27 protein-coding genes are annotated in these 25,564 nt (G+C 69.9%); 12 read left to right on the top strand and 15 right to left on the bottom strand.

All coding sequences use genetic code 11. The features are described from left to right. Nucleotides 1-70: 70 nt before the first annotated feature. From ACT4MF_RS02645 to ACT4MF_RS02630, 4 genes are all read right to left on the bottom strand, one after another. On the bottom strand, nucleotides 71-304 hold the full coding sequence (locus ACT4MF_RS02645; RefSeq protein WP_099253750.1) for a YgaP family membrane protein: 234 nt from the start codon (nucleotides 302-304) through the stop codon (nucleotides 71-73). Between the two features lie 217 nt (nucleotides 305-521). Next, nucleotides 522-1,394, bottom strand: coding sequence for a sulfurtransferase (locus tag ACT4MF_RS02640; protein ID WP_444681655.1), 873 nt, complete (start codon nucleotides 1,392-1,394; stop codon nucleotides 522-524). Nucleotides 1,395-1,532: 138 nt separating this feature from the next. Next, on the bottom strand, nucleotides 1,533-1,958 hold the full coding sequence (locus tag ACT4MF_RS02635) for a universal stress protein (protein WP_099253748.1): 426 nt from the start codon (nucleotides 1,956-1,958) through the stop codon (nucleotides 1,533-1,535). Between the two features lie 71 nt (nucleotides 1,959-2,029). After that, on the bottom strand, nucleotides 2,030-2,704 hold the full coding sequence (locus ACT4MF_RS02630) for an SdpI family protein (protein ID WP_444681654.1): 675 nt from the start codon (nucleotides 2,702-2,704) through the stop codon (nucleotides 2,030-2,032). Between the two features lie 99 nt (nucleotides 2,705-2,803). Between ACT4MF_RS02630 and ACT4MF_RS02625 the strand changes: the two genes are divergently transcribed. After that, nucleotides 2,804-4,264, top strand: coding sequence for a DUF6498-containing protein (locus ACT4MF_RS02625; RefSeq protein ID WP_444681653.1), 1,461 nt, complete (start codon nucleotides 2,804-2,806; stop codon nucleotides 4,262-4,264). Nucleotides 4,265-4,288: 24 nt separating this feature from the next. On the opposite strand, the gene ACT4MF_RS02620 is transcribed toward ACT4MF_RS02625, so the two are convergent. From ACT4MF_RS02620 to ACT4MF_RS02610, 3 genes are all read right to left on the bottom strand, one after another. Next, nucleotides 4,289-4,807, bottom strand: a complete 519-nt coding sequence (locus ACT4MF_RS02620) for a GNAT family N-acetyltransferase (protein WP_444681652.1) — start codon at nucleotides 4,805-4,807, stop codon at nucleotides 4,289-4,291. Then, nucleotides 4,804-6,069 carry an ornithine cyclodeaminase, nickel-pincer nucleotide-dependent gene (locus ACT4MF_RS02615; protein WP_444681651.1) on the bottom strand — a complete coding sequence of 422 codons (1,266 nt, stop codon included), beginning with the start codon at nucleotides 6,067-6,069 and terminating at the stop codon, nucleotides 4,804-4,806. Before ACT4MF_RS02615 ends, ACT4MF_RS02620 begins: the two co-directional genes overlap by 4 nt. A gap of 136 nt (nucleotides 6,070-6,205) precedes the next feature. After that, nucleotides 6,206-8,077 carry a site-2 protease family protein gene (locus ACT4MF_RS02610; RefSeq protein ID WP_444681650.1) on the bottom strand — a complete coding sequence of 624 codons (1,872 nt, stop codon included), beginning with the start codon at nucleotides 8,075-8,077 and terminating at the stop codon, nucleotides 6,206-6,208. Between the two features lie 138 nt (nucleotides 8,078-8,215). Between ACT4MF_RS02610 and ACT4MF_RS02605 the strand changes: the two genes are divergently transcribed. After that, entirely contained in the window at nucleotides 8,216-8,455 is a 240-nt protein-coding gene (locus ACT4MF_RS02605; RefSeq protein ID WP_099253742.1) for a DUF8024 family protein, read from the top strand. 22 nt (nucleotides 8,456-8,477) lie between these two features. Here the strand turns inward: ACT4MF_RS02605 and ACT4MF_RS02600 are convergent, their stop codons facing one another. From ACT4MF_RS02600 to ACT4MF_RS02590, 3 genes are all read right to left on the bottom strand, one after another. Next, nucleotides 8,478-10,163 carry a methyl-accepting chemotaxis protein gene (locus ACT4MF_RS02600; protein ID WP_444681825.1) on the bottom strand — a complete coding sequence of 562 codons (1,686 nt, stop codon included), beginning with the start codon at nucleotides 10,161-10,163 and terminating at the stop codon, nucleotides 8,478-8,480. A gap of 160 nt (nucleotides 10,164-10,323) precedes the next feature. Beyond that, complete coding sequence (locus ACT4MF_RS02595) at nucleotides 10,324-11,307, bottom strand: 5,10-methylenetetrahydromethanopterin reductase (protein ID WP_444681649.1); 984 nt, start codon at nucleotides 11,305-11,307, stop codon at nucleotides 10,324-10,326. 2 nt (nucleotides 11,308-11,309) lie between these two features. Further along, nucleotides 11,310-12,065 carry a coenzyme F420-0:L-glutamate ligase gene (locus ACT4MF_RS02590; protein ID WP_444681648.1) on the bottom strand — a complete coding sequence of 252 codons (756 nt, stop codon included), beginning with the start codon at nucleotides 12,063-12,065 and terminating at the stop codon, nucleotides 11,310-11,312. Between the two features lie 477 nt (nucleotides 12,066-12,542). Between ACT4MF_RS02590 and ACT4MF_RS02585 the strand changes: the two genes are divergently transcribed. The 5 genes from ACT4MF_RS02585 (at nucleotide 12,543) to ACT4MF_RS02565 (ending at nucleotide 15,375) form a co-directional block, all read left to right on the top strand. Further along, complete coding sequence (locus ACT4MF_RS02585) at nucleotides 12,543-13,046, top strand: DUF367 family protein (protein WP_444681647.1); 504 nt, start codon at nucleotides 12,543-12,545, stop codon at nucleotides 13,044-13,046. A 61-nt stretch (nucleotides 13,047-13,107) separates the two neighbouring features. After that, a complete protein-coding gene (locus tag ACT4MF_RS02580; RefSeq protein WP_099253738.1) occupies nucleotides 13,108-13,581 on the top strand; it encodes a redoxin domain-containing protein in 474 nt (157 codons plus the stop codon). A gap of 115 nt (nucleotides 13,582-13,696) precedes the next feature. Continuing rightward, nucleotides 13,697-14,683, top strand: coding sequence for a hypothetical protein (locus tag ACT4MF_RS02575; RefSeq protein WP_444681646.1), 987 nt, complete (start codon nucleotides 13,697-13,699; stop codon nucleotides 14,681-14,683). Between the two features lie 85 nt (nucleotides 14,684-14,768). Further along, nucleotides 14,769-15,068, top strand: coding sequence for a WNWW family protein (locus ACT4MF_RS02570; RefSeq protein ID WP_099253736.1), 300 nt, complete (start codon nucleotides 14,769-14,771; stop codon nucleotides 15,066-15,068). Between the two features lie 130 nt (nucleotides 15,069-15,198). Then, nucleotides 15,199-15,375 (top strand): hypothetical protein, encoded by a 177-nt coding sequence (locus tag ACT4MF_RS02565; RefSeq protein WP_180271678.1) that lies wholly within the window; start codon nucleotides 15,199-15,201, stop codon nucleotides 15,373-15,375. A 53-nt stretch (nucleotides 15,376-15,428) separates the two neighbouring features. On the opposite strand, the gene ACT4MF_RS02560 is transcribed toward ACT4MF_RS02565, so the two are convergent. After that, the gene (locus tag ACT4MF_RS02560; RefSeq protein WP_444681645.1) at nucleotides 15,429-16,493 is read right to left on the bottom strand and encodes a type II glyceraldehyde-3-phosphate dehydrogenase; all 1,065 of its coding nucleotides are present in this window, start codon (nucleotides 16,491-16,493) and stop codon (nucleotides 15,429-15,431) included. A gap of 177 nt (nucleotides 16,494-16,670) precedes the next feature. Here ACT4MF_RS02560 and ACT4MF_RS02555 point away from each other — a divergent pair, with 177 nt between their 5' ends. After that, nucleotides 16,671-17,621: an aminopeptidase gene (locus ACT4MF_RS02555; RefSeq protein WP_099253755.1), complete on the top strand. Its 951-nt coding sequence runs from the start codon at nucleotides 16,671-16,673 to the stop codon at nucleotides 17,619-17,621. A gap of 22 nt (nucleotides 17,622-17,643) precedes the next feature. On the opposite strand, the gene ACT4MF_RS02550 is transcribed toward ACT4MF_RS02555, so the two are convergent. Then, nucleotides 17,644-18,537: an HVO_0234 family beta-propeller protein gene (locus ACT4MF_RS02550; protein WP_444681644.1), complete on the bottom strand. Its 894-nt coding sequence runs from the start codon at nucleotides 18,535-18,537 to the stop codon at nucleotides 17,644-17,646. Nucleotides 18,538-18,657: 120 nt separating this feature from the next. Between ACT4MF_RS02550 and ACT4MF_RS02545 the strand changes: the two genes are divergently transcribed. After that, nucleotides 18,658-19,641, top strand: a complete 984-nt coding sequence (locus ACT4MF_RS02545; protein WP_099253733.1) for a nucleoside recognition protein — start codon at nucleotides 18,658-18,660, stop codon at nucleotides 19,639-19,641. 71 nt (nucleotides 19,642-19,712) lie between these two features. Here ACT4MF_RS02545 and katG read toward each other — a convergent pair whose 3' ends face one another. Next, on the bottom strand, nucleotides 19,713-21,854 hold the full coding sequence (gene katG / locus ACT4MF_RS02540; protein ID WP_444681643.1) for a catalase/peroxidase HPI: 2,142 nt from the start codon (nucleotides 21,852-21,854) through the stop codon (nucleotides 19,713-19,715). Nucleotides 21,855-22,178: 324 nt separating this feature from the next. Then, entirely contained in the window at nucleotides 22,179-22,565 is a 387-nt protein-coding gene (locus ACT4MF_RS02535) for a cupin domain-containing protein (RefSeq protein ID WP_099253754.1), read from the bottom strand. A gap of 169 nt (nucleotides 22,566-22,734) precedes the next feature. Between ACT4MF_RS02535 and ACT4MF_RS02530 the strand changes: the two genes are divergently transcribed. After that, nucleotides 22,735-22,968, top strand: a complete 234-nt coding sequence (locus ACT4MF_RS02530; protein WP_099253753.1) for a DUF2249 domain-containing protein — start codon at nucleotides 22,735-22,737, stop codon at nucleotides 22,966-22,968. A gap of 56 nt (nucleotides 22,969-23,024) precedes the next feature. Here ACT4MF_RS02530 and ACT4MF_RS02525 read toward each other — a convergent pair whose 3' ends face one another. Continuing rightward, entirely contained in the window at nucleotides 23,025-23,390 is a 366-nt protein-coding gene (locus ACT4MF_RS02525; RefSeq protein ID WP_444681642.1) for a glutamyl-tRNA reductase, read from the bottom strand. A 135-nt stretch (nucleotides 23,391-23,525) separates the two neighbouring features. Between ACT4MF_RS02525 and ACT4MF_RS02520 the strand changes: the two genes are divergently transcribed. Together ACT4MF_RS02520 and ACT4MF_RS02515 are read left to right on the top strand one after the other, a co-directional pair. Further along, nucleotides 23,526-24,845, top strand: coding sequence for a phosphoribosylamine--glycine ligase (locus tag ACT4MF_RS02520; RefSeq protein ID WP_444681641.1), 1,320 nt, complete (start codon nucleotides 23,526-23,528; stop codon nucleotides 24,843-24,845). A gap of 98 nt (nucleotides 24,846-24,943) precedes the next feature. Continuing rightward, nucleotides 24,944-25,516, top strand: coding sequence for a helix-turn-helix domain-containing protein (locus ACT4MF_RS02515; RefSeq protein ID WP_099253730.1), 573 nt, complete (start codon nucleotides 24,944-24,946; stop codon nucleotides 25,514-25,516). The last annotated feature ends 48 nt before the right edge of the window (nucleotides 25,517-25,564 follow it).

Below are 25,564 nucleotides of genomic sequence, written 5' to 3'. Positions count from 1 at the left end.
GAAGCGACTGTTTGAGCCTTACTACGGCGTTATCTGCTGTCGATAGACGGTAGGAAAGAGGCGGGTAGCGTTACCGCGATTCACTGGGAGACACGGAACACGTGTCCACGCCCAGCAGTGAATAGAGCGCGCACGTTCCGGTCGCTGCGGTCCCGAGCATGAGCAGGGACGCAACGCCGAGAACGGGCGCGGCCAGCGCCGGGAGCGGTACTGCTCCGGCGAGCGTTGCGAGCGATGCGATGCCGACGACCGCACCGAGGGCCGTTCTAACGCGTTTGTCCGTGGGGCCGACGTTCTGGTCCATGATTCACAATACGGCACACGAGAGTAAATACGTTCGCACCACGCGACCGGTCGATCGCCTCGCACGCGCCCCCGCCGTTGAGCGTTGCTAACCGCTCCCCCGCCGCCGCTCACGGGTGTTCAAACACCGATGACTACCGGAACACGGCGACACGCACGCCCGCCGTCGAGCGGCAGACGGCGTTCGAAGCGGCGAAACTCCGGTGCGGTGTGGACGCTTATTCGCCCGTCTCGATCGGCGCGCCGACGAGGTTCCCCCACTCGGTCCACGAGCCGTCGTAGTTGCGAACGTCGTCGTAGCCGAGCAGTTCGTGCAGGAGGAACCACTCGATCGACGAGCGCTCGCCGACGCGGCAGTAGGTGATCGTCGACTCGTTGCCGTCGACGCCGGCGTCCGCGTACAGCTCGCGGAGCTCGTCGGCGCTCTTGAACGTGCCGTCCTCGTTCAGGGTGGTCCCGATCGGGACGCTGCTCGCGCCGGGGATGTGGCCGCCGCGCTGGGCCGTCTCGTTGAGCCCTTCGGGGGCGATGACCTCGCCGGAGAACTCCTCGGGGGAGCGCACGTCGACCATCGGGATCCCCTCGTCGATCGCCTTGTCGATGTCGTCCTTGTAGGCGCGGACGCTCTCGAAGGGGCCGCGGGCCTCGTACTCGCGGGGCGTGAAGTCGGGCTCCTCGGTCGTGAGGGGGTAGTCGTTGGCGACCCAGTACCCCTTCCCGCCGTCGATCACGCGCACGTCGTCGTGGCCGTAGTACTTGTAGATCCAGTAGCCGAACAGCGCGAACCAGTTGGGGACGCGCCCGCCGCCGTACACCACGACCGTGGTGTCGGCCTCGATGCCGCCCTCCCCGTTGCGGGCCGCGAAGTCCTCCTTCGAGACGATGTCGCGTTCCGTCTCGTCGGTGAACACTTCGTCCCACTCGAAGTTCAGCGCGCCGGGGATGTGACCCTCCTCGTAGGGCGTGTACTCCGACTCGTCGGTGACGGTCGGATTGTTGATCTCGACGAGCCGGTACGCCGGGTCGTCGCTCTCGAACGCGTCGAGATTCGATTCCACCCAGTCCGCCGTGACGAGCGCGTCTTCGGGCATCACACGTATTAGGACGCAACGCGGCTTTGAAGGACCGATAATGGCGGTTCTTTCCGGCGCCTGTGACGCCGGCTGGTCCGGCCCGGACGGCGAGAACGGCGGGGACGGGCCGCCGCAGTCGGGTCTGACGGACGACAGCTACCGAATCACTGTCACGGGCACGTCGGCCTTGTCGACGACGCTCTTCGCGACGCTGCCGACGACCTGCTCGCGCTCCTCGGAGAGGCCGCGGTGACCGACGTAGATGGCGTCGACGGCCTGATCGGTCGCGTAATCCGTGATCGCGTCGGCGGGACGCCCGGTGAGCAGTTGGGTTTCCACGTCGATCGGCTCGTCGCCGACCGCCTCCTCGGCGACGGTGCGCGCGTTCTCCAGCACCCCTTGGCCGGCGTCGACGGCGGCCTCCTCCCCCGGGAGGATGATCGTCCCGTCGACCAGCTCCGAGTCCGGCGTCAACACGTGGGCGATCTCCAGCGTCTCGTAGAACGCGACCGCCTGTCTCGCGGCGTACCGGACCGCTTCGTCGCTCTCGGTCGAGCCGTCGGTTGCAACGAGATAGCTCATACCCGGAGATGGCGCCGGCATCCACATAACTCCTGTCCGACGTTCTCGGGTCCTGAAGGCGCGGGTCGGTGTTACGTCCCGGCGCCCGGATCGGCCGTCCCGTCGTCTTCCCCCAACCGGACGTAGAGGACGTAGGAGTACGCCGCCGAAGCGACCGCGGCCGTCACCACGGGGGCCACGAGGAGGAACACCGCGTACTCGCCGGACGCCAACCCTGCGACGCCGACGACGCCGGCGAGCCTGAACAGCCGCCCGGCGAGTCGATGGGTCCTGTCCCACACCGCGTCGCTGTCGAGCGTCCACGGCGTGCGGATCCCCATGAACCAGTTGCGCTCGGTCCGCGGGAGCACCGCGCCGATATAGTAGACGAGCAGCGAGGCGCCAGCTAGGATGAGCGAGGTGAACGGGAACTCGTAGCCGAGGTTGAACGCGAGAATACCCCCGTGAACGACGAGCAGGAACGCCGAGAGCGCGACGACGAACCAGTCGTACGTCGGACGGAACGCGGCGACGTTCTCGCGGAGCGGGTCGATCCGCGGCAGTGCGGCCAGAAGCGCGACCAGTACGGCCATGAGCGCCGGGAACAGCCAGACCGCCGTCGCTCGCGGGAGGGTGCCGGCCGGCCGCCCGGCGGCGTCCCAGTTCGTCACCACGCGCTCGGGGAGGGACGGCGCCGCGACCGCGCTCGTGCCGACCGCGACGAGCACGAGCCCCGCCGCCACGGCGAGCCGCTGAACGCTTCGCATACGACACCGAACGCGAGCCAAACGTATGAACGTGTCCGCGGTATCGTCTCCGTTCACCGGTGTTATCACCTCGGACGAGCGTTGTGAAGACGACGACCGATGCGCTCCATCGCTCACCGCGACCGCCGGAGCTCTCTCGGAGCGGCCGGCTTCCTCCCAGTCCTGTTCGCCAACCTGATCCCGCTCGTCGGCGTGATCCGCCTCGGGTGGGACCCCGCGACGCTCGCCGCTGTGTACGCGGTCGAGGCGGTGCTGTCGATCCCGCTGGCGGGCGCGAAGGCGCTGTTCGCGGCTCGCCCGCCCCCCGACGACCGCGAGTCGGGCGTCATCAGCGTCACGGAGACGCCGCTGGCGAGCAAACGCGGCGCGGTCCGTCCGGTCTCGTGGGTGCCCCCCGTCTACCCCCGGAACGTCCCGTTCGCGGCGGCCGTCTGCGGCGCGACCGCGTGGATCGCGCTGTTCGTCGGCGTCGCGTTCTCGCAGGTGTTCGACGTGCCGGCCCTGCTTGCGAGTCCGCCCGTGCTCGCGTCGGCGCTCGCGCTGGTCGGGGGGCAGGCGATCGACACCGCTCGGGAGTACGTCGGCCGGCGGCGGTACGCCGAGACCTCGCCGTACGCGGTCGTGGAGACGCCGGCGCGACGCGCGTTCTTCCTGGTGTTCGCCCTGTTCGCGCTCCCGCCCCTCCACGCCGCCGGCGGCGGCGTCGCCGTGCTCGCCGTGTTCGTCGCCGTGAAGCTGGTCGTCGAGTGGTCGGCGTTCCGGGCGACTCACGGCGATGACGGCTCCGGCGGCGGTCGGATCTCCGACTGGCTCTCCGGTCCGACCGAATCGCCCGACGAACCGGAGCCGATCGCGACTCCCGACGCCGAGCCCGACGCCCGGGTTCCGGTCCATCGCCGGGCCGCGGTCGCGACCGGCGTGCTGAAGACGCTCGGCGGCGTCGCTCCGGCCTACGCGACCGGCTTCTTCATTATGTGGATCGCCGCGTTCGGGCTGTTCGTCGGCGGCGACCCCTCCGGAGCCGTCGTCGCCTGGTCCGCGGCCGTCTTCGCCGCGCTGTACCTCGGCGCGGTCGCCGTGAACGCCGCAGGGTTCGCCCTCGCGTACGCGCCGGTCGAGTACCGCCGGTACGGGGACCGGCTGGTCGCGTACGATCCGTGGCTGGACGAGCCGCAGTGGGCGGCTTCGGTCGAGCGCCTCCGCGACGCGAGCCTCGTCCACACCCGACTCCCGGACCGCGTCTTCGACGCGCAGACCGTCGAACTGACGACCGGGTTCGGCGACGACGAGACGGAGCGGTTCGTGGGGCCGGTCTCCGACGGCGACGCGCTCGTCTCGGCGTTCGACCTCCCCGTCCGCTCGACCGACCTGCCGCCGATGGATCGTCGGATCGCCACGGTCGCGGTCGCGGTCGGGCTCGCGGTTGCCGCCGGCGCAGTCGGGTTGATCGTCGGTCCGTGGGGCGATTCGGCGGACACCGTTCGGATCGTCTTCCTGCTGCCGTTCCTCGTCTGGCCGACGCGCTGGCTGTGGCGGCAGGCGTACGCCGAGCCGGAGTAGGCGCGACCCCCGCCGCTCCGAGCGTCAGCCGTCGAGCGACCGCGCCACCATCTCGCCCCACGGCTCGAAGCCGTGGCGGTCGTAGAAGGCTCTCGCGCGCTCGTTCGCGGGATCGACGTCGAGCACGATTCGGTCGAGCGGCAGGTCCTGATCGGCGGCGAGCGCGGCGGCGGCGTCCAGCAGCTCGTCGGCGACGCCGGTCCCGCGGTGCTCGGGGGCGACGTATATCTCGTTGATCACGGCGGCGTCCCAGATCATCGCGAGGCGCTCGGGGAGGACGAAGACGTAGCCGGCGAGCCCTCCGTCGCGTGCTCCGTCGCCCCCGTCGACCGCGACCGTCACGCATCGCTCGTCGTCGTCGACGCATCGGTCCACCCACGCGAGCCACCGGTCGCGGTAGTCGTCGGTGAGCTTCCCCTCGTAGGCGACCGCCTTCTCCTCGCCGCCGGTCGACGCGCCGAGCCCGCGCTCGAAGGCGACCTTCAGCTCGGACAGCGCGTCGGCGTCCGTCTCGGGATCGTAGGGGCGGAGGTGGGTGGTCATTCCCCGTCGGCGACGTGCTCTTCGTCGCCCTCCAGCACGAACTCCGCGAGCGTCGGGACGAACGTCCCGATGTCGGTGACCATTCCGACGGCCTGCGCCGAGCCGCGGTCGAGCAGCTGGGTGACGGTGGCGGGGTTGATGTCGACGCAGACCGTCTTCGTCGTCGACGGCAGGCAGTTGCCGACCGCGACCGAGTGGAGCAGCGTCGCGAGCATCAGCACGATGTCGGCGTCGTGGGCCTGCTCGCGGATGGCGTCCTGTGCCTCCACGGCGTCGGTGATCGTGTCGGGGAGCGGGCCGTCGTCGCGGATCGAGCCCGCGAGCACTGTGTCCACGTCGTTTCGCACGCACTGGTACATCACGCCCTCGGTGACGATCCCGTCCTCGACGGCCGCCTCGATCCCGCCCGCGCGGATGATCTCCGAGATGGTCCAGATGTGGTGTTTGTGCCCCTTCCGCGGGTGTTCGAGCGTCTCCACGTCCATCCCGAGCGAGGTGCCGTACAGCGAGCGCTCCAGGTCGTGGGTGGCGAAACCGTTGCCCGCCGAGAGCGAGTCGACGTAGCCCGCTTCGACCAGTTCTGCGAGCGCGTCCCCGGCCCCCGAGTGGATCACGGCGGGGCCGGCGACGACCATCACGTTCCCGCCGTCCTCGGTCACCTCGCGGAGCTCCTCGGCGACCTCTCGGATCGTCGACTCGGAGGGTCGCTCCGAGGAGACGCCGCCCTGCATGAACCCGAAGGCGCCGCCGCCGCTTCGCGGACGCTCGGGAGGGTTCACGCGGATCCCGGACTGGTCGGTCGCGACGAGGTCGCCCTCCTCGACCGCGTTGAGCACCTTCGTGTACGCCCGGGGGCCGCCGTCCGGCCCTCCCTCGGGATCGACGATCAGCGCGCAGTCCATCTCGATCCGCTCGACGTCGATCCACTCGCCGTCGTACAGCACCTCGGTCGGGTGGTTCGTCGTCGAGTAGAAGTCCGGCGGGACGACCTTGTCCGCGGGCGCGGCCACGAGCTCCACGTCGCTCGGGTTCTCGAGCACCGCGCCGTTCTGGTGCAGCTCGTGGAGGATCGCTTGGAGCGTCTCCGGGTCGTCGGCCGAGACCGCCATCCGACAGTACGACTCCGCCTCCTCGTGGGTCCCCACGTCGAACTGCTCGACGTCGAAGGAGCCGCCGAGGTCCATCACCGCACCGAAGCAGCGCTGCATCGTCCCGCTGTCGATGATGTGGCCCTCGATCTCGACAGTGCGTGAGTGGCTCATGGGTTACGCTTTCGCCCCGCGGAGAAACCCGTTTCCCATTCGGCGAACGTCGCGGGGCCCCTCGCCTGCCGACCCGCGGCATCATCCCGGAGCAGAGCGCCCCGGAACAGAACGCCCCGGGTCGGAGCGTCCCGAATCAGAGCAGCCCGAGCGCGGAGAGGATCTGATTCCCGAAGATCATCATGATCAGCCCGGCGAGCATGACGAGCCCGGACGAAACCGTGATCGTCCGGACCGCGGCGTGGCGGTCGGAGACGGGAACCCGGCTGACCACCGCTTCGGCGACCATCCGGAGGATGCGGCCGCCGTCGAGCGGAAACGCCGGCAGGCAGTTGAACAGCGCGAGCTGGATGTTGATCCACCCGGTCCAGAAGAGGAGGTTCGCGAACAGGAACGTCCCGCCGCCAAAGGCCGCGAATGCGCCCTCGACCACGTAGAAGTTGGTCATCTCGCCCGTGAACCCCGCGAAGTTGAACGGGAGCCCGAACAGGCTGCCGAGCGGGAGGATGAGCGACGCGAAGACGAGCCCGAGCGGGGAGTCCGTGAGCCCGCCGAGCGCGGCCCCGTCGGTCGCGCCCTCGCCGCCGTCGCCGCCGAGCAGTTCGAGGTACACGCCGGCGGGGTACTCCGAGACGCCGAAGTCGTCGAGCGCGAGCCCGCTGGAGCCCGGGAAGACGCTCACGCCGACGAACCCGCCCTCGCGGTTCGGGTGCGGGTCGAGCTCCACGTCGTAGGGCACGCGCTCGTCGTCGGGGCCGTACGCGACGACCTCGACGGTCGTGCCGGGCTCTCGCTCGCCGAGCACGGTCGAGAGCTCGTCGTTGTTCCGGACGCGCTCCCCGTCGACCGAGACGATCGTCATGGGGTCGCCGAGGGGAGCGCCCGCCGCGTGGAGGGGGCCGTCCTCCTGCACGCCGAGGGCGTACGCGCCGATCGGGATCTCGGCGGTCTCGGCGTCGACCGTGGCGTTGGCCGCGCCGTCGGCGTCGACGGTCACCGTCGCGCGCTCGGCGTCCCCGACGGCGGCGAGGAACTGTCGCTCGGTCGCCACCGGCTCACCGTTGACCTCGGTGATCGCAACCGGCTCCGACTCGATCGTCACGCCGAGCGGGTTCCCGCCCGCGGAGCCGATCACCTGGAGCCGGCGGGTCACCTCGACGGTCCGCTCTCCGTCGCCGTCGTCGGCGGTGACGCTCACCGTCTCGCCGGCGTCGGCGAGGGCGGCTTCGAACTCCTCGGCGGTGTCGACCGGCGTGCCGCCGACGGCGACCAGCCGGTCGCCGTGCGCGATGTCGACTCCCGCAGCCGGCGACTCGGGGGCGACCTCGCCGACGGCGTAGCCCGGGGCCGGCGCGATCGCGCCGACGACCGGGCCGAAGAGGAGCGCGAAGACGAGGACCGTGAGGATCGTGTTCGCGGTGACGCCGGCGGCGAACATCCGGGCGCGGGCGCCGCGAGTGGCCTCTTGGGTCGCCTCCTCGTCCGGCTCGACGAAGGCGCCGACCGGGAGCAGCGTGAAGAAGACGAGTCCCATCGACTCGATGTCGATCCCCTCGACGCGGCACAGCAGGCCGTGTGCGCCCTCGTGGACGACCATCGCGATCGCGAGGCCGGCGACGATCTCGGGCGCGACCGAGAGGGGGAGGAAGTCGTTCACGCCGGGGATGATGAGGAAGTTCTGCGGCTGCTGGATCGCGGAGGGCTGGACGGTACGGACCGCGGAGAGCGCCGACGAGAGGATGAGGACGAACGATCCCACCATCGCGACGAGCGCCCCGCCGAGCCCGAGGTTCGCGACGGCTCGCCAGAGCCGTCTCGGGGCGGCGAGGCGGTCGAGAAACACTCGGCCGCGGAGGGTCCTGAGGGTCAACACCGGTCCGGAGACGCGGACGGCCTCGGGGAGAATCCCGCGCTCTCGGAGCCACATCGCGGCCGCGGAGTACGCGAGGATCCCCGTGAGGACCCACAGCAGCGTGTTCTCGGCGAACAGCTCCGTCAGGGCGTTCATGACGAACAGGTCCGTGTCCGTCGGGTGTAAGCCGTTCGGTTGTCGAAACCGTTCGCCGGCCCGGTGCCGGCTCGCGGTTACGGGGGAGGATGGGCCGCGAACTCAACACCCAAGTACCCCCCGCTCCAACTGCCGGGCATGATGGCGCTCATCGACTTCGTTTCGCGTCTCGTCGGCGATATCGGTCGCTTCATCGACATCTTCCTGAACGACCTGATCCTCGGCGCCGGCGACCCGGTGTCCGCGCTCTTGGTGGTCGTCGGGCAGGTCCTGCTCGTCGGCGCGGTGGCCGTGTTCGGCTACGCGGCGGTCGGCGCGCTGTTGCGGGAGATCGGCGTGACGCTGCCGTCGCTCGGCGGTCGCGGCCCCGCGGAGTAACGCGTCGCGCTCCGGCCCCGTTTCAGTCGTCGTCAGCGGCCGGGGGCGACGCCCCGGGACCCTCGGACCCCGAGGCGGGCGCGGTCCCCTCGGTCTCGGAGACGACCCCAGCCCCCTCCTCGCCGTCGGGGACCTCGAACGCGTCGAGCGTCGCGAGCAGCTCGTCGGACTGGTCCGAGAGCGCGTGGACGCGGCGAGTGACCTCCGAGACGGTGGCGGTCTGCTCCTCGGCCGCGGCGGCGACGGTCTCCGCCTCGGTCGCGGTCTGCCGGCTGACCGACGCGATCCCGTCGACCATGTCGACGACCTCCTGGGTCGTCCGGGCTTGGTCGTCGGTCGCGTCGCTGATCTCTTGGACCGTCTCGTCGACGGTCGTCACGTCCTCGACGACCTCCTCGAACTCCCGGAGCGTCGACTCGATCGTGTCGACGCCGTCCGACACCTGCGACTCCATCGCGTCCACGTCGGCGGCGGTCTCCGTCGATGCGGCCTGCACTTCGTCGATGCGCCCGGAGATCGCCGCGGCCTCCTCGCGGGTCTCCTCGGCGAGCGCCTTCACCTCGTCGGCGACGACCGCGAAGCCGTCCCCGGAGCCGTCGGCCCGCGCCGCCTCGATGGAGGCGTTCAGCGCGAGCAGGTTCGTCTCCTCGGCGATCCCGTCGATCACGGAGGCGATCTCGTCGATCTCGCCGATCCGGTCGACGAGGTCTTCCACCGCGGTCGCCGTCTCGGCGATCCGGGCTTCGAGCGCCTCCAGCTCCGCGATCGCCTCGGTCGCCTCCTCGCGACCGGCCCGCCCGCGCTCCGCCGCGCTCCGGGCGGTCGCCGCCGCGTCGTCTGCCGACGCCGCGATCTCCTCGACGGTCGCCGAGAGCGTGCTCATCTCGCCCGAGACGGACTCCAGCTTCTCGGTCTGCTCGGCCGCGCCGTCGCTGATCTCCTGGACCGAGCGCGCGACCTCCTCGCTGGCGCCGTCGACCTCGTCCATGCTCGCACGCACGTCAGCGCTCGCGTCGGCGACCTCGCCGGTGAACGACGCGACGTCGCCGACCGTTCCGCCGAGGGTGGTCACGAGCCGATTGTAGTTCTCGATGAGCTCGGCGTATCGGTTCTCGTCGGTCGCCAGCGCCTCGTCGTCGATCGTCGCGGTCAGGTCGCCGTCCCGAGCGCGCCCCGCCGCGTCGCCGAAGGCGTCGACGAGCGACTCCAACTCCGTCGTGTACGCCTCGAGGTTCGCGGCCATCTCGTCGAGCGAGTCGCCGAACGCGCCCGGAACCTCCTCCTCAAGCGCGGGATCGTCGAACTCCTGTGCCGCGAGCGCCTCCGCCTGCGACGAGACGACCCCGAGGTAGCGCTCGACCTCGACGAACGAGTTCACGAGCTTCCCGATCTCGTCGGGCTGATCGCTTCCGGCCAGCCCGGACTCGGGGAGGTCTTTCGATTCGCGTATCGCGATGTTGCCCGCCGCGATCGCGTCGGCACCGGTCTCGAGCTGCCGGATCGGCGCCACGAAGTCCCGGCGCACGATGAGGAGGGTGTTGTAGATCGCGACGACGGCGCCGAGGAACAGGGCGCCGGAGAGGACGTACGAGAGCACCCCGGAGACGAGAAACGGCACGAGAAAAATTCCGACGGTGACGAGAAACTGGATTCCGACGGCCGTGACGACCTTACGCTCTATCGACTCGGAGATGCCGAGCCGGTCCATCGCCCCCCACAGGAGGGCTTCGTACCGCCCGCGGAGTCCCGGGCGCCGCTGTCGTGTCGTCGACATGGAAGGAACTCGGCGGGAGCGGCTTATGAACCTCACCCCGGAGTTATCAGGGGCGATTCTCGATTCCCGGCGGGCGGGAACTCCGGCGTCCCGTTTAAAAGTGGCCGTCGACGGCTTCCGCCGCGAGATCGACCGCGTCCTCCAGGTCGGGGCCAAGCGGCGATCCGACGACCAGCCCGTCGGCGTGGTCGGCGACGGCGGCCGCCCGTTCGCGGACGGTCTCGGGGTCGCCCGCCATACAGAACGCCTCGATCATCTCGGGCGTCACGCGCTCGAAGGCCGCGGAGAACTCGCCGGCCGAGACGTGCTCGCCGATCTCGGCGGCCGCGTCGGGATCGATCCCGTGGCGCTTCAGGACCGGGGGAGCCGCCCCGCCGACGATGAACGCGACGGGCGGGCGGGCGGCCTCGCGGGCCGCTTCCGCGTCCTCGGCCACCGAGACCGCGGCGTACGCGATCAGGTCGAAGTCGCCGCGGCGGTCGGGTCGGTCGCCGAGCCCGTCGTCGACCTGCTCGCGGGCCCACGCGAGGTCCTTCGGATGCGAACCGTTGTACAGCAGGCCGTCGGCGTGTTTCGCTGCCATCCGGCACATGTGTGGCCCCTCACCGCCGACGTGGACCGGGATCGACGCGCCCTGCGGCGGTTCGTAGTTGAGCCCCGCGCCGGCGGCGTCGAAGGTTCCCTCGTGGTCGACGCGCTCGCCGGCCCACAGCTTCTGGGCGGTCTTGAACGCCTCCAGAACGGGGCGAAGTCCGCGCTCGTCTTCGAGGCCGAGGTTCCGGAGCGTCGACGGATCGCCCGGGCCGAGACCGAAGACGGCCCGGCCCTCGGAGAGCTCGTCGAGGGTGGCGACCTTCGAGGCGAGCGTCGCGGGGTGGGTCTCGTACGGGTTGGCGACGCCCGGGCCGAGCCGGACCGACTCCGTGGCGGTCGCGAGCTGCGAGAGGAACGCCCACGGGTCGCGGTTGTTGTAGTGACACGTCGAGTAGACGGCGTCGTAGCCGGCCTCCTCGGCGCGGACGCCGAGGTCGACGAGGCGATGCAGGTCGTGTTCGGGGGTGAGTTCGATGCCGAGCATGGTTACTCCTGAAAGCGCCACTGCCGGAGGGCCTGCCGCACGAAGTCGCCCTCGACCGCGCGGAAGTGGTTGTCCGAGCCGTCGTGGTCGCCGAACGTCCAGTCGCGAACGACGACGACCGGGGTGCCGCCCGCCCCCTCGCCGGCGACGAGGTTCGCCGCCGACGCGAGTTCGTCGATCACGTTCTGGACGGTGACGCCCATCTCGCGCCCGTCGCGGTCGCGCTCGCCGCGCCAGTCGCGGCTGGCGGGCAGCCCGGCCCACCCGATCGCGACCCCGCGCTGGCCGTGTCTGAAGGGGCGACCGCAGGTGTCGCTGACGACGACGCGGTCGGTCGCGAGCCCCTCGCGGATGCGTTCGGCGCTCTCTGTCGGGCGCTCCGGGAGCAACAGCAGGTCGCCGCCGGGGACGTTCGACCGGTCGATACCCGCGTTGACGCCGATGTGGCCGAAGCGGGTCGCGGTGAGGAGGAACGGCGCCTCCATGATCAACTCCGTCGACTCCTCGATGACGGCCTGCGCGAAGCGCGGGTCCTTCTCCTCGCCGGCGATCGCCGCGAGCCGGTCGGCGATCTCCTCCGCCCGCGGGCTCGCCGGGAAGTCGTCGAGGTCGACGGTTCGCCCTTCCGCCTTGGAGACGACGGTGCTGGCGACGACGACCACGTCGTCGTCGCGAAGGTCGACGCGCTCGTCGATCATGGCCGCCAGATCGTCTCCTTCCCGGATCTCCGGGAGGTCCGGGACGGCGAACAGCTCCATACGCATTACTGCGTGGCGATGACGAAAAACCCCGCCGGTACCGGGCCGGTTTGACGGTATTCTGAAACCGGGTGCGAGCCGCCGGAGCGGGGTGCGGAGATTCACCCGTCGCTCGCGGCGCCCAACTGCTCGCCGCGCAATTCAAAGAGTAATCAATTAAACACCGAACACCAACTTGTTCATAAAGATAGGAGACACAGTAGGAAACGTATATTAGGAGATAACCGGAATAATGATTCATTCTTGCAAGCGCTTTTGTGTACGAACACGCGAGCACCGCCCGCGATGAGCGAACCACCGACCGACGACGAGACCGCACCGATCGAGACGCAAACGCGTGTACCGGCAGAAAGCGACGACCCCGAGCCGATCGTGACGCAGACGCGCGCCCCGTGATCGGGCGCGGCCGACGGTTCTGCCTATTTTTGCGCCGGGTCCCTCCGCACGGCTTATACACGGCTCCCCCGAACGCCGGGTGTGGACCTGCACGTCCGGTACGAGGGCGACGACGACCCCGACAAATGCACGGCGCGGAAGCTCGCGCGGTTCGACCTCGCGGAGCTCCACCGCTCCGATCGCGCCACGCCGTACGGCGTCGTGCTCAACCCCCACGCCGAGCGCGCGCTCTCGCCGGCGGACGCCGACCTCGCCGCCGAGAACGCGCTCGTCGCGCTCGACTGCTCGTGGGAGTCGGCGGGCGAGAAGATGTTCAGCCTCCCGGGCGAGCACCGCGCGCTCCCGTACCTCGTCGCCGCCAACCCCGTGAACTTCGGGCGCCCGATGCAGCTCACCACGGTCGAGGCGTTCGCGGCCGCGCTCGCGATCCTCGGCGAGCCCGACCACGCCGAGCGGATCATGGCGAAGTTCACCTGGGGCGAGACGTTCCTCGACCTCAACGAGGAGCCCCTCCGGCGGTACGCGGCCTGCGAGGACTCCGCCGAGGTCGTCGCGATCCAACAGGAGTACCTCGACCGGGAGTAGCCCTGCCCGCTGTCGGGGGACGCGGCAAGCCTTTTGGGTGAATCGGCCCTATCCGATACCGATGGTATCCACAGGCGACGCCGCACCCACGTTCACCGCGACAGTCGGCACGAGCGACCACGAACCGTTCGACCTCGACGACCACATCGGCGACGGACCGGTCGTGCTCGCCTTCTTCCCGGGCGCGTTCACGCCCCCGTGCACGAACGAGATGGTGGCGTTCCAGGAGCGCGCCGCCGCGTTCGAAGACGCGGGTGCGACGCTGTTCGGCGTCAGCGCCGACTCCCCGTTCTCGCAGGGCGCGTTCCGCGAGGAGCACGGGATCGAGTTCGACCTCGTGAGCGACATGGGCGGCGACGCGATCCGGGCGTACGGGTTGGAGATGGACATCGCCGACCTGGGCCTCCACGACATCGCGAACCGCGCCGTGTTCGTGATCGACGACGACGGCGAGGTCGTCTACGACTGGGTGGCCGACGACCCGACGAACGAGCCTGACTACGACGCCGTTCTCGACGCGGTCGAGAGCGCGTAGGACGCACTCGGTCGCCGGGGAGCGGCTTCGGTTCCGGGCTCTTTCGCGATCACAACTCATCTTCTGCCCGGCGCGACGACCGGAGTTTAACTTCTCGCTGGCCCAACAAGCGCTCATGCCCTCCGAGTCCGGTGCGTCGATCGACGGGATCCGATCGCCGGCGGATCGCGAGCGCGTCGGGGACTCCGGTCCCGATTCCGACTCGGACCACGATCTGGCTCCCGTCGAGTGGGGCCCGGTACGGTTCGAGCGCCTGCGGTCGCTGGCGCTCGGGGCGAGCGTCACCGCCGGCGTGGTCGTCCTCGCCGCGCTGGTGGTCCTCGCCGTCGGCGTCGCCGCCTCGCTGCTCGAGGGGGGTGGCCCCCCGGCGTCGACGTGGGCGGTGCTCGTCGTCCTCCTCGTCGGCGGGCCGGTGTCGCTTTTGTACTGGATCGTGGCATACGGCCAAACCTCTCCGGAGCGGCGCCGAGAGCTCCGATCGCAGTTCGGCGACTACTCGTTCGATTCGTCTCGGTTCCGGCTCGGCTGGACGCTCGCCGGCGCGGGCGCCGTCGTCGCGGTCGGGGCGGCAGCGGTCGGGCCCGGTCCGTTCTCGGCCGTGCCGTCGCTGCTCTCGGGGCTCACCCCGCTGTTGATTTCTCTCCTCGTGTTCCTCCCGATGATCGCTGGCTCGCGGGGGAGCGACGTGCGCCTCGACCCGGCCGCCGAGGCGATCGAGCGGACCGACCGGAGTCACGACCGGACGCGCTCGGACGACCTCGGGTCCGTGGTCCGGACGCGGCGGATCGACCTCCCGTGGGTGACCGTGTTCCTGCTCGCGTACCGCGGAAACGCGTGGTACCGCTCGACGCCGTGGCTGTTCGTTCCAACCGACCTCGCCGACCGCGTCGAGCGGGGGCTGGACGCGACCCTCGCGCGGAGCGACGGACCGGATCGGGCCAGCGTCCCGGAGCGCGTCATCCTCGCGATCGTGGGCTCCGCCTCTCTGGTCGTCGGCCTCGCGATGGCAATTGCGGCCGGCGAGCCCGCGGCCGGAGCGCTGTTGGCGCTGCTGACGGCGCCGTTCAGCCTCCTCTTCCTCGCGCTCGCGGCCCGGCTGTGACTCGGTGCGGGTCGCACTCGCGCCGACACCGGATGTGCTACCCCCTACCACGCGACTCATATACTCGGGCCCCGTAGGTCCGTTCATGGACCGACAGCGTCTGGAGAAGGCCTTGGAGTCGGAGTTCGGCGGGACCGAGGCCGAGCGGCGGGCGGTCGCTCGGGCGGCCCACGACCTCGCCGACTCGGGGCGGCCCTCCCGAGACCGCGGGCACGCACTCACCGTGCCCGGCGTGATCGACCACCTCGGTGACGCGCCCGACGGCTCCTCGATCGTCGAGCGCTGGAACTGGTGGTTGGGCGCGCTCGACGCCGCCTACGGCGGCTACGACTACTTCACCGTGCGGTTCGTCGAGGGCGACGAGGAGGCGGGGCTCCGACGGTAGTCCGCGTCGCTGGCCGAACGTCGCGAGCGGCGTTCGGAACATCCCCGCCTTCGACCCGCTGAGACCTCCACTTTCACTTTCACTCCGCGGATGGCTCGCTTATACGGGCGTTCCGGCCCTCGGGAGACGTATGAGCGCAACGAGCCGCGATCAGCCGCGATACGCGACGCCGACCAAGGTTGATGTCACTGAGTGCCGGACCGACCGGATCCCCGACCGCGCACGGCTGAACCGCGTCCGCGGCAGCGAGGTCCACCTCGAACGCCGCGGCGGCCGGACGTTCCTCGTGACGACGCCCGCGGAGTGAGGCGGGGAGAGAGGGCGAGACACCCGGTCACCCGTCCGAAACGAGACCCCCGGTCAGTCGTCCGCAGCGACCTGATCGCGGGAGGGACCGCCGCCGGACAGCAGGCTATCGAGTCCGACGCCAAGCGCCTCGTTGGTCCGCGTCACCGACGCTTCACGGGACGCGTCGCTCGCCAGCGTGCGGATCGCGTCGACGTTCTCGGGCACCACGTCCGCCTCCTGGTGGACGTTCTGGAACAGGTACAGGTCTCGCCCCTCGGCGCGGATCGACTCCTCCCAGATGCAGTTCTCCCAGAGGTCGCCGCGGGGACGCCCCACGTCGGCCGCGTAGTCTTTCAGCGTCCCGGCGCCGTCGATACCGGAGCCCTCGGGAATCAGGAACAGCCGCGCCTCCGCGCGGAGCAGCTCGCGCACCTCCGCGGAGGTCGGCTGCTCGTCGAGCGTGACGTTGACGCTGTGGGTGTGCATCCCGGTGACCGGGGCCTTCAGCGCGGCCGTGTCGATGTCGACGTCCGGGAGGATCGTGTTCACGTCGGGGCCGTGGTGTGAGGGGACCGTCTTCGGATCCGGCACCACGTCGTTTATCGGACCGCGATCGGTTTCGCTCGGGTCGCCGCCCCGCCGCACGAGGGTCACGCGTGCCTTCTCCACGCCGTACGCCTCCTCGAGCGGGGCGAGCAGCCGCGACAGCCCCGTCGTGTTACAGGAGACGACGCGGAGCGAGTCGGCGTCGCTGATCTCCGGACTCCCGCGAGCGTTGAACGAACCGTCGGCGAGGGCGGCGTCCTCGCCGCCCTGGTAGATCGCGGAGACACCGTGGGCCTCGTAGGTCGGCCGATTGCGTTCGCCGACCCCGGCCGGCGCGCAGTCGACGATCACGTCGACGGCATCGAGGAGATCCCCGAGGGTCCCCGCGATGCCGAGGCCGGCGTCCTCGAACGCGCCGCTTCGGTCGTCGATCGCGGCGTACAGGTCGTATCCGCGCCGGATCGCGGCCTCGGCGCCGTAGTCCGGACTCGTCTTCGTCACGCCGACGACCTCCATGTCGGGCTGGGCCGCGACCGCGTCCGCGACGCGCTTCCCGATCGTCCCGTACCCGTTGACGCCCACGCGTATCATGGATACCGCTCGCTCGGGGAACCGCATAATGTTTTCGAGTGATGCGAAGAGAAATTAACTACGGCGAGAGTAATCCGTCAGTTAATTCCGCGCCCCGACAGTGAAACTGAATTACGAAACAAAGTAAATTAGTCGTCGATGGGAAGGACTAACGCCCGCCGTCCCCGATCGACGGACATGTCGAGCGATCTTGCGGACGCCGCCGAGACCGCCGTCGAGCAGTGCCTGCGCGTCGCCCCGGGAGAGTCCGTCGTCGTCGTCACCGACGACGAGCGGGCGCCGATCGGCGAGGCGCTCTACGAGGCCGCGAGCGCCGTCACGGACGACGCGACGGTCCTCCGGTACCCGCCGGCCGACCAGCACGGGACCGAGCCGCCGGCGCCGGTCGCGGCTGCGATGGCGGACAGCGACGCCTTCCTCGCACCGACGACGAAGAGCCTGAGCCACACCCGCGCCCGCGGGAGCGCCTGCGAGGCCGGAGCGCGCGGCGCGACCCTCCCCGGGATCACCGCCGACGTGTTCACCACGGGACTCGATGCCGACTACGCCGCCATCGACGCGGCCTGCGACGACGTGCTCGCGGAGGTCGGCGACGCCGACGAAGTCCGGGTGACCTCGCCCGCGGGCACTGACATCACGTTCGAGGTCGGCGACCGCGAGTGGCTCGCGGACACCGGGATGGTCCACGACCCCGGCGACTTCTCGAACCTGCCGGCCGGCGAGGTGTTCGTCGCCCCCGAGGCCGCGACCGGGACCTACGTCGTCGACGGGACGATGATGCCGCACGGCCTGCTCGACGAGGGGCAGCAGTTGACGTTCGAGGTCGAGGACGGGTTCGTCACGTCCGTCAGCGACGACGCGGTCCGCGCGGAGATCGAGACCGCCGCGGAGTCGGTCGGCGACGCCGCGTACAACCTCGCCGAACTCGGGATCGGGACCAACGTCGGCGTCGACGCGCTCGTCGGCTCCGTGCTCTTGGACGAGAAGGCGGGGGGAACGGTCCACATCGCGATCGGCGACAACGCCGGGATCGGCGGCGAGACCGACGCGCCGATCCACCTCGACGGGATCCTCCGCGATCCGACCGTCTACGCCGACGGCGAAGCGATCGACCTGCCGAGCGCCTGAGACCGACCGCCCCTTCGACGCGTCACTCGACGAGCGCGAGCGCGACGCCGGCGACCCCCCGCACGCCGACGACCTGGTGTCGCCACCCGTCGCCGGCGTCGACGCAGAGCGTGCCGGCGTCGGTGACCGCGACCGACACGCCGGGGCCGTAGCCGAGCGCGACCGGCTCCTCGTCGACCGGCAGCGCCGCCGCGGTCCACGCCTCTGCGTCCCACCCCTCGCCGTCGCTCGCGTGGACGAACAGGTCGCCGTCGACGACCGCCATCGCGTGGCCGTCGCCGTCGGCTGCGACCGCGGTCGCGTCGCCCTCCAGCGCCGTCATCCACCCGTTCCCCAGCCAGTAGACCCCGGACGCGGTCGCCGCGAGCGGCACGCCGGCCCCCGCCACGTCGCGGGCGTCGTCGAGGCCGACCGCCGCGAGGGCGCCGCTCGCACTCGCGCCGTCGCCCTCAGTGAGCCGGTGGACCCCGTCGCCGGCGGCGACGAGTGGACCGTCGATCGCGCGCGGGTCCGACACGCTCCCGAGACGAGTCGCTGTCGGCTCGGAACCCCCGTCACCGAGTTCGATACGGTCGATTCCGCCGTCCTCGCCCGCGAGGACGAACGCGCCGTCGTGAACGCCGACCGCGACGACGGGGTCGTCGGTGACGGGTCCGAACTCGGGGTCGTCGACGCCGGCGACGCACAGGCCGTCCGCGGTCGCGATCCCGACGCGGTCGGGGCCGCCGTCGCGGGCGAGGACCGCCGCGTCGCTGGCGGGGTCGCTCGCGACCATGTCGAACGCGCCGATCTTGTCGGCCGAGAGCGCCACCCGGACCACGCCGCTCTCGGTGGGGACGTACGCGTCGGTCCGGCCCGCCGTCCCGGCGTACACGCGCTTCTCTTCGATCGAGATGTCGTCTTCGGCGGGTGCCATTGTCGGGGGTTCGGTCGGGGGTCTCATAAGCCCCGCGCGGCGCCCCGAGCGCGGAGCGGGACGGGCGGGCCGCCGGCCCCTTCCGATGGCCATTAGGTCGCCGGCCGCGTAGCGGCGGTAGTGCAATCGGTCGCCGTCGACATCGTCTCCCTGCTCGCCGAGGTGGCCCCCCGGCTCGCGCGCATCGCGGCGTTCATCGCGGCCGGCGTCTTCGCCGCCAACGTCGCGGTCGCGTTCGGGCTGATCCGGTACGTCGCCGGGCTCGCCGGGTGGCTCACCCGCCCCGCGAACCTCCCCGACGAGGTCGGGACCGCGATCCTCACGACCGCGGCGTCGACGACGGCCGGATACGCCACGCTCGCCGAGTACCGAGAGTCCGGCCTCCTCGACGACCGGGCGACGCTGGTCGCGGTCACCATCAACACGTTCTTCGGCTTCGTCCAGCACGTCTTCACCTTCTACATCCCCGTGTTGATCCCGATCTTGGGCGTCCGGACGGGGACCGTCTACGTCTCCGCGCGCGCCGGGATCGCGCTGGCGATCACCGTCACCGGCGTGCTCGCGGGCGGGGTCCTGCTGTCCGAGCGCAACGTCGACCGGAGCGCGCTCGCCGAGGTCGACGCGACCGGTCCCGACGCCGACGACCGCACGAGCCGAGAGCGGATCCGCGAGGCCGGAGCGAAGTCGTGGTCCACGCTCCGCCGGATCGTCCCGCGGCTCGCGGTCGTCTACACCCTCGTGATCGGCCTCGTCACCAACGTCGACGTGGAGGCGCTCACGAGCGTCGCCGAGCCGATCACCGGGGTCGTCGGACTCCCCGGCGAGGCGATCCCCGTGATCGCCGTCTACACCCTCGACACGACCGCCGGCGCGGTGACGCTGGCCGGCACCGCCGAGGGGGTCTTCACGGTCCGAACCGCGGTCGCGAGCCTGCTCATCGGCGGCATCCTCTCGTTCGCCGTCTCCACCTTCCGGCGGTCGATCCCCTTCCAGTACGGGATCTGGGGCGCCGAGTTCGGCACCAAGGTGATCGCCGTCAACACGGCGCTGAAGCTCGTCTTCATCTCGATCGCGGTCGCGCTGCTGCTCGCGCCGGTGTGGTGATGCAGCGTGTCGGCGCGGCTCCGGACGGTCGGTGAAAAAATCTCCCGCGAAGGCGGCGACGGGTCGACCGACTACAGGTCGAAGCGGTCGAGCGTCATGACCTTGCTCCAGGCGTCGGCGAAGTCGCGAACGAACTGCTCCTCGCCGTCGGCGGCGCCGTAGATCTCGGAGACGGCGCGGAGACGGGAGTTCGAACCGAAGACCAGGTCGAGCCGCGTCGCCGTCCACTCGACCTCGCCGGTCTCGCGGTCGCGAAGCTCGAAGACCTCCTCGTCCTCGTCGACGGGCTCCCAGTCGCGGTCGAAGTCGAGCAGGTTGACGAAGAAGTCGTTCGTCAGCGTCTCCGGCTCGTCGGTGAACACGCCGTGATCGGAGCCGTCGTAGTTCGCGTCGAGGACGCGCATGCCGCCGACGAGCACCGTCATCTCGGGGACGGTCAGCTTCAGCAGCTCCGCCTTGTCGACCATCTCGTGTTCCGGCTCGGTAGGCAGGTCCTCGCCGAGGTAGTTGCGGAAGCCGTCCACTTCCGGCTCGAGCGCCTCGAAGGACTCCTCGTCCGTCTGCTCTTGCGTGGCGTCGACGCGGCCCGGCTCGAACGGGACGTCGACGTCGTGGCCGGCGGCCGCGGCGGCCTCCTCGACGGCGAGGTTACCGCCGAGGACGATGAGGTCGGCGAGCGACACCCGCGTGTCGTCGTCGCGGAGCTCGTTGAACTCGGCCTGAATCTCCTCGTAGGTCTCCAGCACGGACGCCAGCTCCTCGGGGTGGTTGACCTCCCAGCTCCGCTGGGGCTCGAGGCGGATGCGCGCGCCGTTCGCGCCGCCGCGCTTGTCGCTGTGGCGGAACGTGGACGCGGAGGCCCACGCCGTCTTGACGCGCTCGGAGATCGAGAGGTCGAACTCGGCGATCAGCTCCTCGAGCTCGGCGATCTCCGCCTCGCCGACGACGTCGTAGTCGGCGTCCGGAAGGGGGTCCTGCCAGAGCATCGTCTCCTCGGGGACCTCGGGGCCGAGGAACCGCTCCGGCGGGCCCATGTCGCGGTGGATGAGCTTGTACCACGCCCGCGCGAACGACTCCTGGAACTCGTCGGGGTCGTCGCGGAACTCCTCTAACACCGCCCGGAAGTCGTCGTCGTGCTTCAGCGCCACGTCCGTCGTGAGCATCATCACGTCCTCCTTGTCCGTGGGGTCCTGCACGCCGGGGGCGGCGTCGTCGAGCTCGTCGTTCTTCGTGGTCCACTGCCACGCGCCGCCGGGGCCCTTCTCCGGCTCCCACTCGTAGCTGAGCAGGTTGTTGACGTAGCTCAGGTCCCACACGGTCGGCGTGGCGTTCCACGGCCCCTCGATCCCGCTGGTGATCGTGTCGGGGCCCTTCCCCTCGCCGAACTCGTTGTCCCAGCCGAGCCCCTGCAGGTCGATCGGGGCGTCCTCGGGCTCCGGGCCGAGGTTGTCGCCGGAGTCGGCGCCGTGGACCTTCCCGAAGGTGTGGCCGCCGGCGATGAGCGCGACCGTCTCCTTGTCGTCCATCGCCATGTGGCTGAACGTGTCGCGGATGTTCGCCGCGGATCCCTCCAGATCGGGCTCGCCGTTCGGCCCCTCCGGGTTCACGTAGATGAGGCCCATGACGGTGTTCCCGAGCGCGTCGTCGAGGCGCTCGTCCTCGTCGAAGCGCTCCGTCGAGGTCGACTCCCACTCGTCTTCGGGGCCCCAGTCGACGGCGTCGTCGGGCTTGAAGTCGTCCTCGCGGCCGCCGGCGAAGCCAAACGTCTCGAAGCCCATCGACTCGAGGGCGACGTTGCCGGTCAGCACGATCAGGTCGGCCCACGAGAGCTTGCGGCCGTACTTCTGCTTGACGGGCCAGAGCAGGCGCCGCGCCTTGTCGAGGTTGACGTTGTCCGGCCAGCTGTTGAGCGGGGGGAGCCGCTGTCGCCCGCCGGAGGCGCCGCCGCGGCCGTCGTGGGTCCGGTACGTGCCGGCGCTGTGCCACGCCATCCGGATGAACAGCGGCCCGTAGGTCCCGTAGTCGGCCGGCCACCAGTCCTGCGACGTGGTCATTACCTCTTCGATGTCGGCTTTCACCGCATCGAGGTCGAGCTCCTCGAACGCCTCCGCGTAGTCGAACTCCTCGTCGAGCGGGCCGGGGTTTCCGGCGTGCTCGTCGAGGACGTCTAGGTCAAGCTGATTCGGCCACCAGTCGGTGTTGTCTCTTGGCATTATGGATGAGTTTCCGTGGTTAATTCGCTCGCAACCGTACCGAAAGCGCTCGTACGGGGGATCCGCCGGTCGAAGGCGAACGTGCCGAAAACCGGTACCGACGGCCTGCGGAGGGCCGGCACGCGGCGGTCGGCGACGCCCGCCACGGAAGCGGAGCAGTCACGCATTCGGCGTCGTCAATTCTTTATCCACCTCAAATAAAAAGCTGGCTACTGGCCGTCGTGGTATTTAGTAATTAGAAGGAATCTTTTGACTTCATAAATAAGAATTTGAAAAGATGAAACCACTGTCGAGGGTTGCGACGCACGCGTTCCGCCGGCGGTGTCACTCCGAACCGGCTCGCGGATCGAACTCCCCGCGTCGGAGCCCCGCTCTGACGGGGTCGTGTTCCGCGTCCGTCGGCGGCGGCGCGGTGACGAGCGTCGCCTCCAGTCGCTCCTCGTCGTCCGCCTTCACGCCGCGCGCGGTCCCGGCGGGCACGACGACGATATCGCCCGGCCCGACCCGGTGCTCCGTCTCGCCCTCCCGGACGACGCCGGAGCCGGAGCGAACGGTGATCGCCACGTCGCTGTCGGGCGCGTGGACCGGGATGAACTGCCCCGGATCGAAGTAGCCGCAGACGACTTTCATTCGGTCGCTGTTGAACACCTCGCTCGTCGCGAACCGCTCGTCGTCGTACCTCCGCTCGGCGTCGAAGCCGGTCGCCGGCACGTCACTCACCCCTCCGGACGGACGGCGCGCGGCTGTCTGTCCCGATACCGATCGACGGATCGGACGTAGTGTCGAACACGGGTGATCGGTCGGGAGCCCCGGGCGAGTGCGTGTCCCCGAACGTATTCGGCTCAACACGGAATCGGGTCGGGTGCGACTCTCCGATCGCATGCCTACACTGGATGTCCGCGAGATTCCGCCGGTGAACCGTCACGACACGATCCACGAGGAGTTCGACGGGATGGATCCGGGCGAGACGCTCACGATCGTCAACGACCACGAACCGAAGCCGCTGTACTACGAGATGGCGGCCGAGGTCCCCGCGTTCGACGAGGAGGCGTACGAAGTGCGACAGAAGGCGCCCGACGAGTTCGTCGCGGAGTTCCCGAAGACCGAGGAGTGAGCTCGTCGACGGGGGACGGCCTTCCGGAGACGCCGTTTCGGCCCCCGAACCGGACGCTACGCCTCGTCGATTTCGAAGAGCCGACGGATCGCTCGCGCCCGCTCCCGCTCTCGCTCTCGCTCCCCCGCCTCCTTGACCCGATCTGCTCGCTCCAGCGCCCGCTTCGGGGCGACCGTCACCCCGTCGACGATCGCGGACCCGAGCTCCCGAACGGTCTCGCGCTGCTCCTCGGTGAGGTCACCCCGCGCGTCGAGCGCCGAGACGGCCTCCTCTACTTCGCGCCGTTCGATCTCGGCGATTCGGTGCCGAAGACGTCTCCGGAGTCGCTCCGGATCGGGTGTCGATTCGACCCGCCCCGGGTCGGAGCGGGTCGCAGCCACCTCTGACCGCGGAACGGTCACGTCGGGCCCGTCGGTGCTCATACCCCATCGTCGGTCGGCGCCCGGGTGCGTGTTCCCCCGAACGTATTCGGGAACAGACCGAGTGCGGAAGGCGCAGCCCCGTCGAAACCCGTGGCCGGCACGCACACTCAAGTCCCAGCCGCGAGACGGCCCGGCATGGACACCGAACGGTTCCTGTTCGTCTCCGCGGACGCCGCGCTGATCACCGACCTCGCCTGGCAGGTCCACAGCGAGGGTCACGACGTGAAGTACTACATCGAAGCCGAGGGCGATCGGGAGATCGGCGACGGCTTCGTCCCCAAAACCGACGACTGGCGCGCGGAGGTCGACTGGGCCGACGTGATCATCTTCGACGACATCTGGGTCGGATCAGATATCGGGACGGGCGAGCTCGCGCAGGAGCTCCGCGAGCGAGGGAAGGCCGTCGTCGGCGGCACGCCGAACACCGACCACCTCGAGGAGGATCGGGGATACGCGATGGAGGTCCTCGAAGAGCACGGCGTCAACACGGTCGAACACCACATCTTCCACGAGTTCGACGCCGGGATCCAGCACGTACAGGAGCACCCCGCCCCGTACGTCATCAAACCCCTCGGGGAGGTCCAGAACGTCAAGCGGCTCCTCTACGTCGGCAACGAGGACGACGGCAGCGACGTAGTCGACGTGCTGAAAGCGTACAAGAAGGCGTGGGGACACCGCATGAAGGGGTTCCAACTCCAGCGGAAGGTGGAGGGGGTCGAAGTCGCCATCTGCGGCTTCTTCAACGGAAACGAGTTTATTGACCGGGTCAATTTCAACTTTGAGCATAAGAAGCTGTTTCCCGGAAACATCGGCCCGTCGACGGGTGAGATGGGAACGTCGATGTTCTGGGCCGGGAAGAACAAGCTGTTCAACGAGACGTTCGGGAAGATCGAAGGATGGCTCGCCGACGAGGGGTACGTCGGGAGCATCGACATCAACTGCATCGTCAACGAGACCGGGATCTACCCGCTGGAGTTCACGCCGCGGTTCGGCTATCCGACGATCGCCTTACAGGAGGAGTCGATCGAGTCGTCGACCGGCCGGTTCTTCGCCGATCTCGCCCACGGCAACGAGCCCGAGGTCGAGGTACACAACGGCTATCAGATCGCGGTTCGGGTCGTCCTCCCGCCGTTCCCGTTCGACGACGAGAAGACGTACGACGAGAACTCCCGGAACGCGGCCGTGGTGTTCGAGACGGACAGCCGCGAGGGGATCCATATCGAGGACGCGAAGAAGGTCGACGGGCAGTGGCGCGTCGCGGGCGACAACGGGATGCCCGTCGTCGTGACCGGGAAGGGCGAGACGATGCAGGCCGCGCGCGAGCAGGCGTACGACCGGATCGACGACATCGTCATGCCGAACCTGTACTACCGCGACGACATCGGCGAACGATGGGTCAACGGTGACGGCGACCGACTCCAGGCGTGGGGGTATCTCGGCCCGCAGACGGAGTGACGGCGTCCGCTCCGGCTCAACGCGCCGATGGCCGACGCTTCCGGACCGACGCGGGACGCTCCACGACCTTTTAACGATCGGGGGCCACTACTCGCGGTATGGCGAAGTACTCGACGGGCGGTGGCGGCGGCGGAGACGACGGCGACGCCTGCGAGCTGTGCGGGCGCGAGACCACAGACCTCAAGCGGGCGACGGTCGCCGGAGCGAAGCTCCTCGTCTGCGCCGACTGCCGCCCCCACGACGACGCCGGCAACGCGCCCAGCGGTCACGGCGGAAGCGGCGGGTCGGGCGGGGGCCGGGGTGGAAGCTCCGGGGGGAGCCCCGGCGGCGCAAGCGCCGAGTCGGGCGGCTCGGAGAGTCGGAAGAAGGAGCTCGCCCGCAAGCAGGCGAAGATGTACGACTCCGCGACCGGCGACTCCAAGCACTGGGAGGAGGGCGGGACCAACTACGAGTCCGACCGGCTCCCGTACCTCGTCTCCGGCTACGGCGACGACGTGGCCGCGGCGCGACAGGACGCCGGACTCACCGTCGAGGAGCTGGCCGAAGAGCTCGACGTCGACGAGGACGACCTGTTCGCGGTCGAAGACGGACGGGCCGCGACCGCCGGCGTCGGCGGCTCCGTCGTCCGCGCGCTCGAAGAGCGTCTCGGCGTCGAGATCGTCGACGAGTAACGCTGCGAACAGGGTCGACGGCGGCTCCTCGCTCCGACCGCGAGCCGA

This window comes from Halorubrum sp. FL23 (assembly GCF_052439115.2).
GTDB lineage: Archaea > Halobacteriota > Halobacteria > Halobacteriales > Haloferacaceae > Halorubrum > Halorubrum persicum.
Note: the sequence above shows the minus strand (reverse complement) of the source record. Positions and strands in the feature narration are given on the sequence as shown.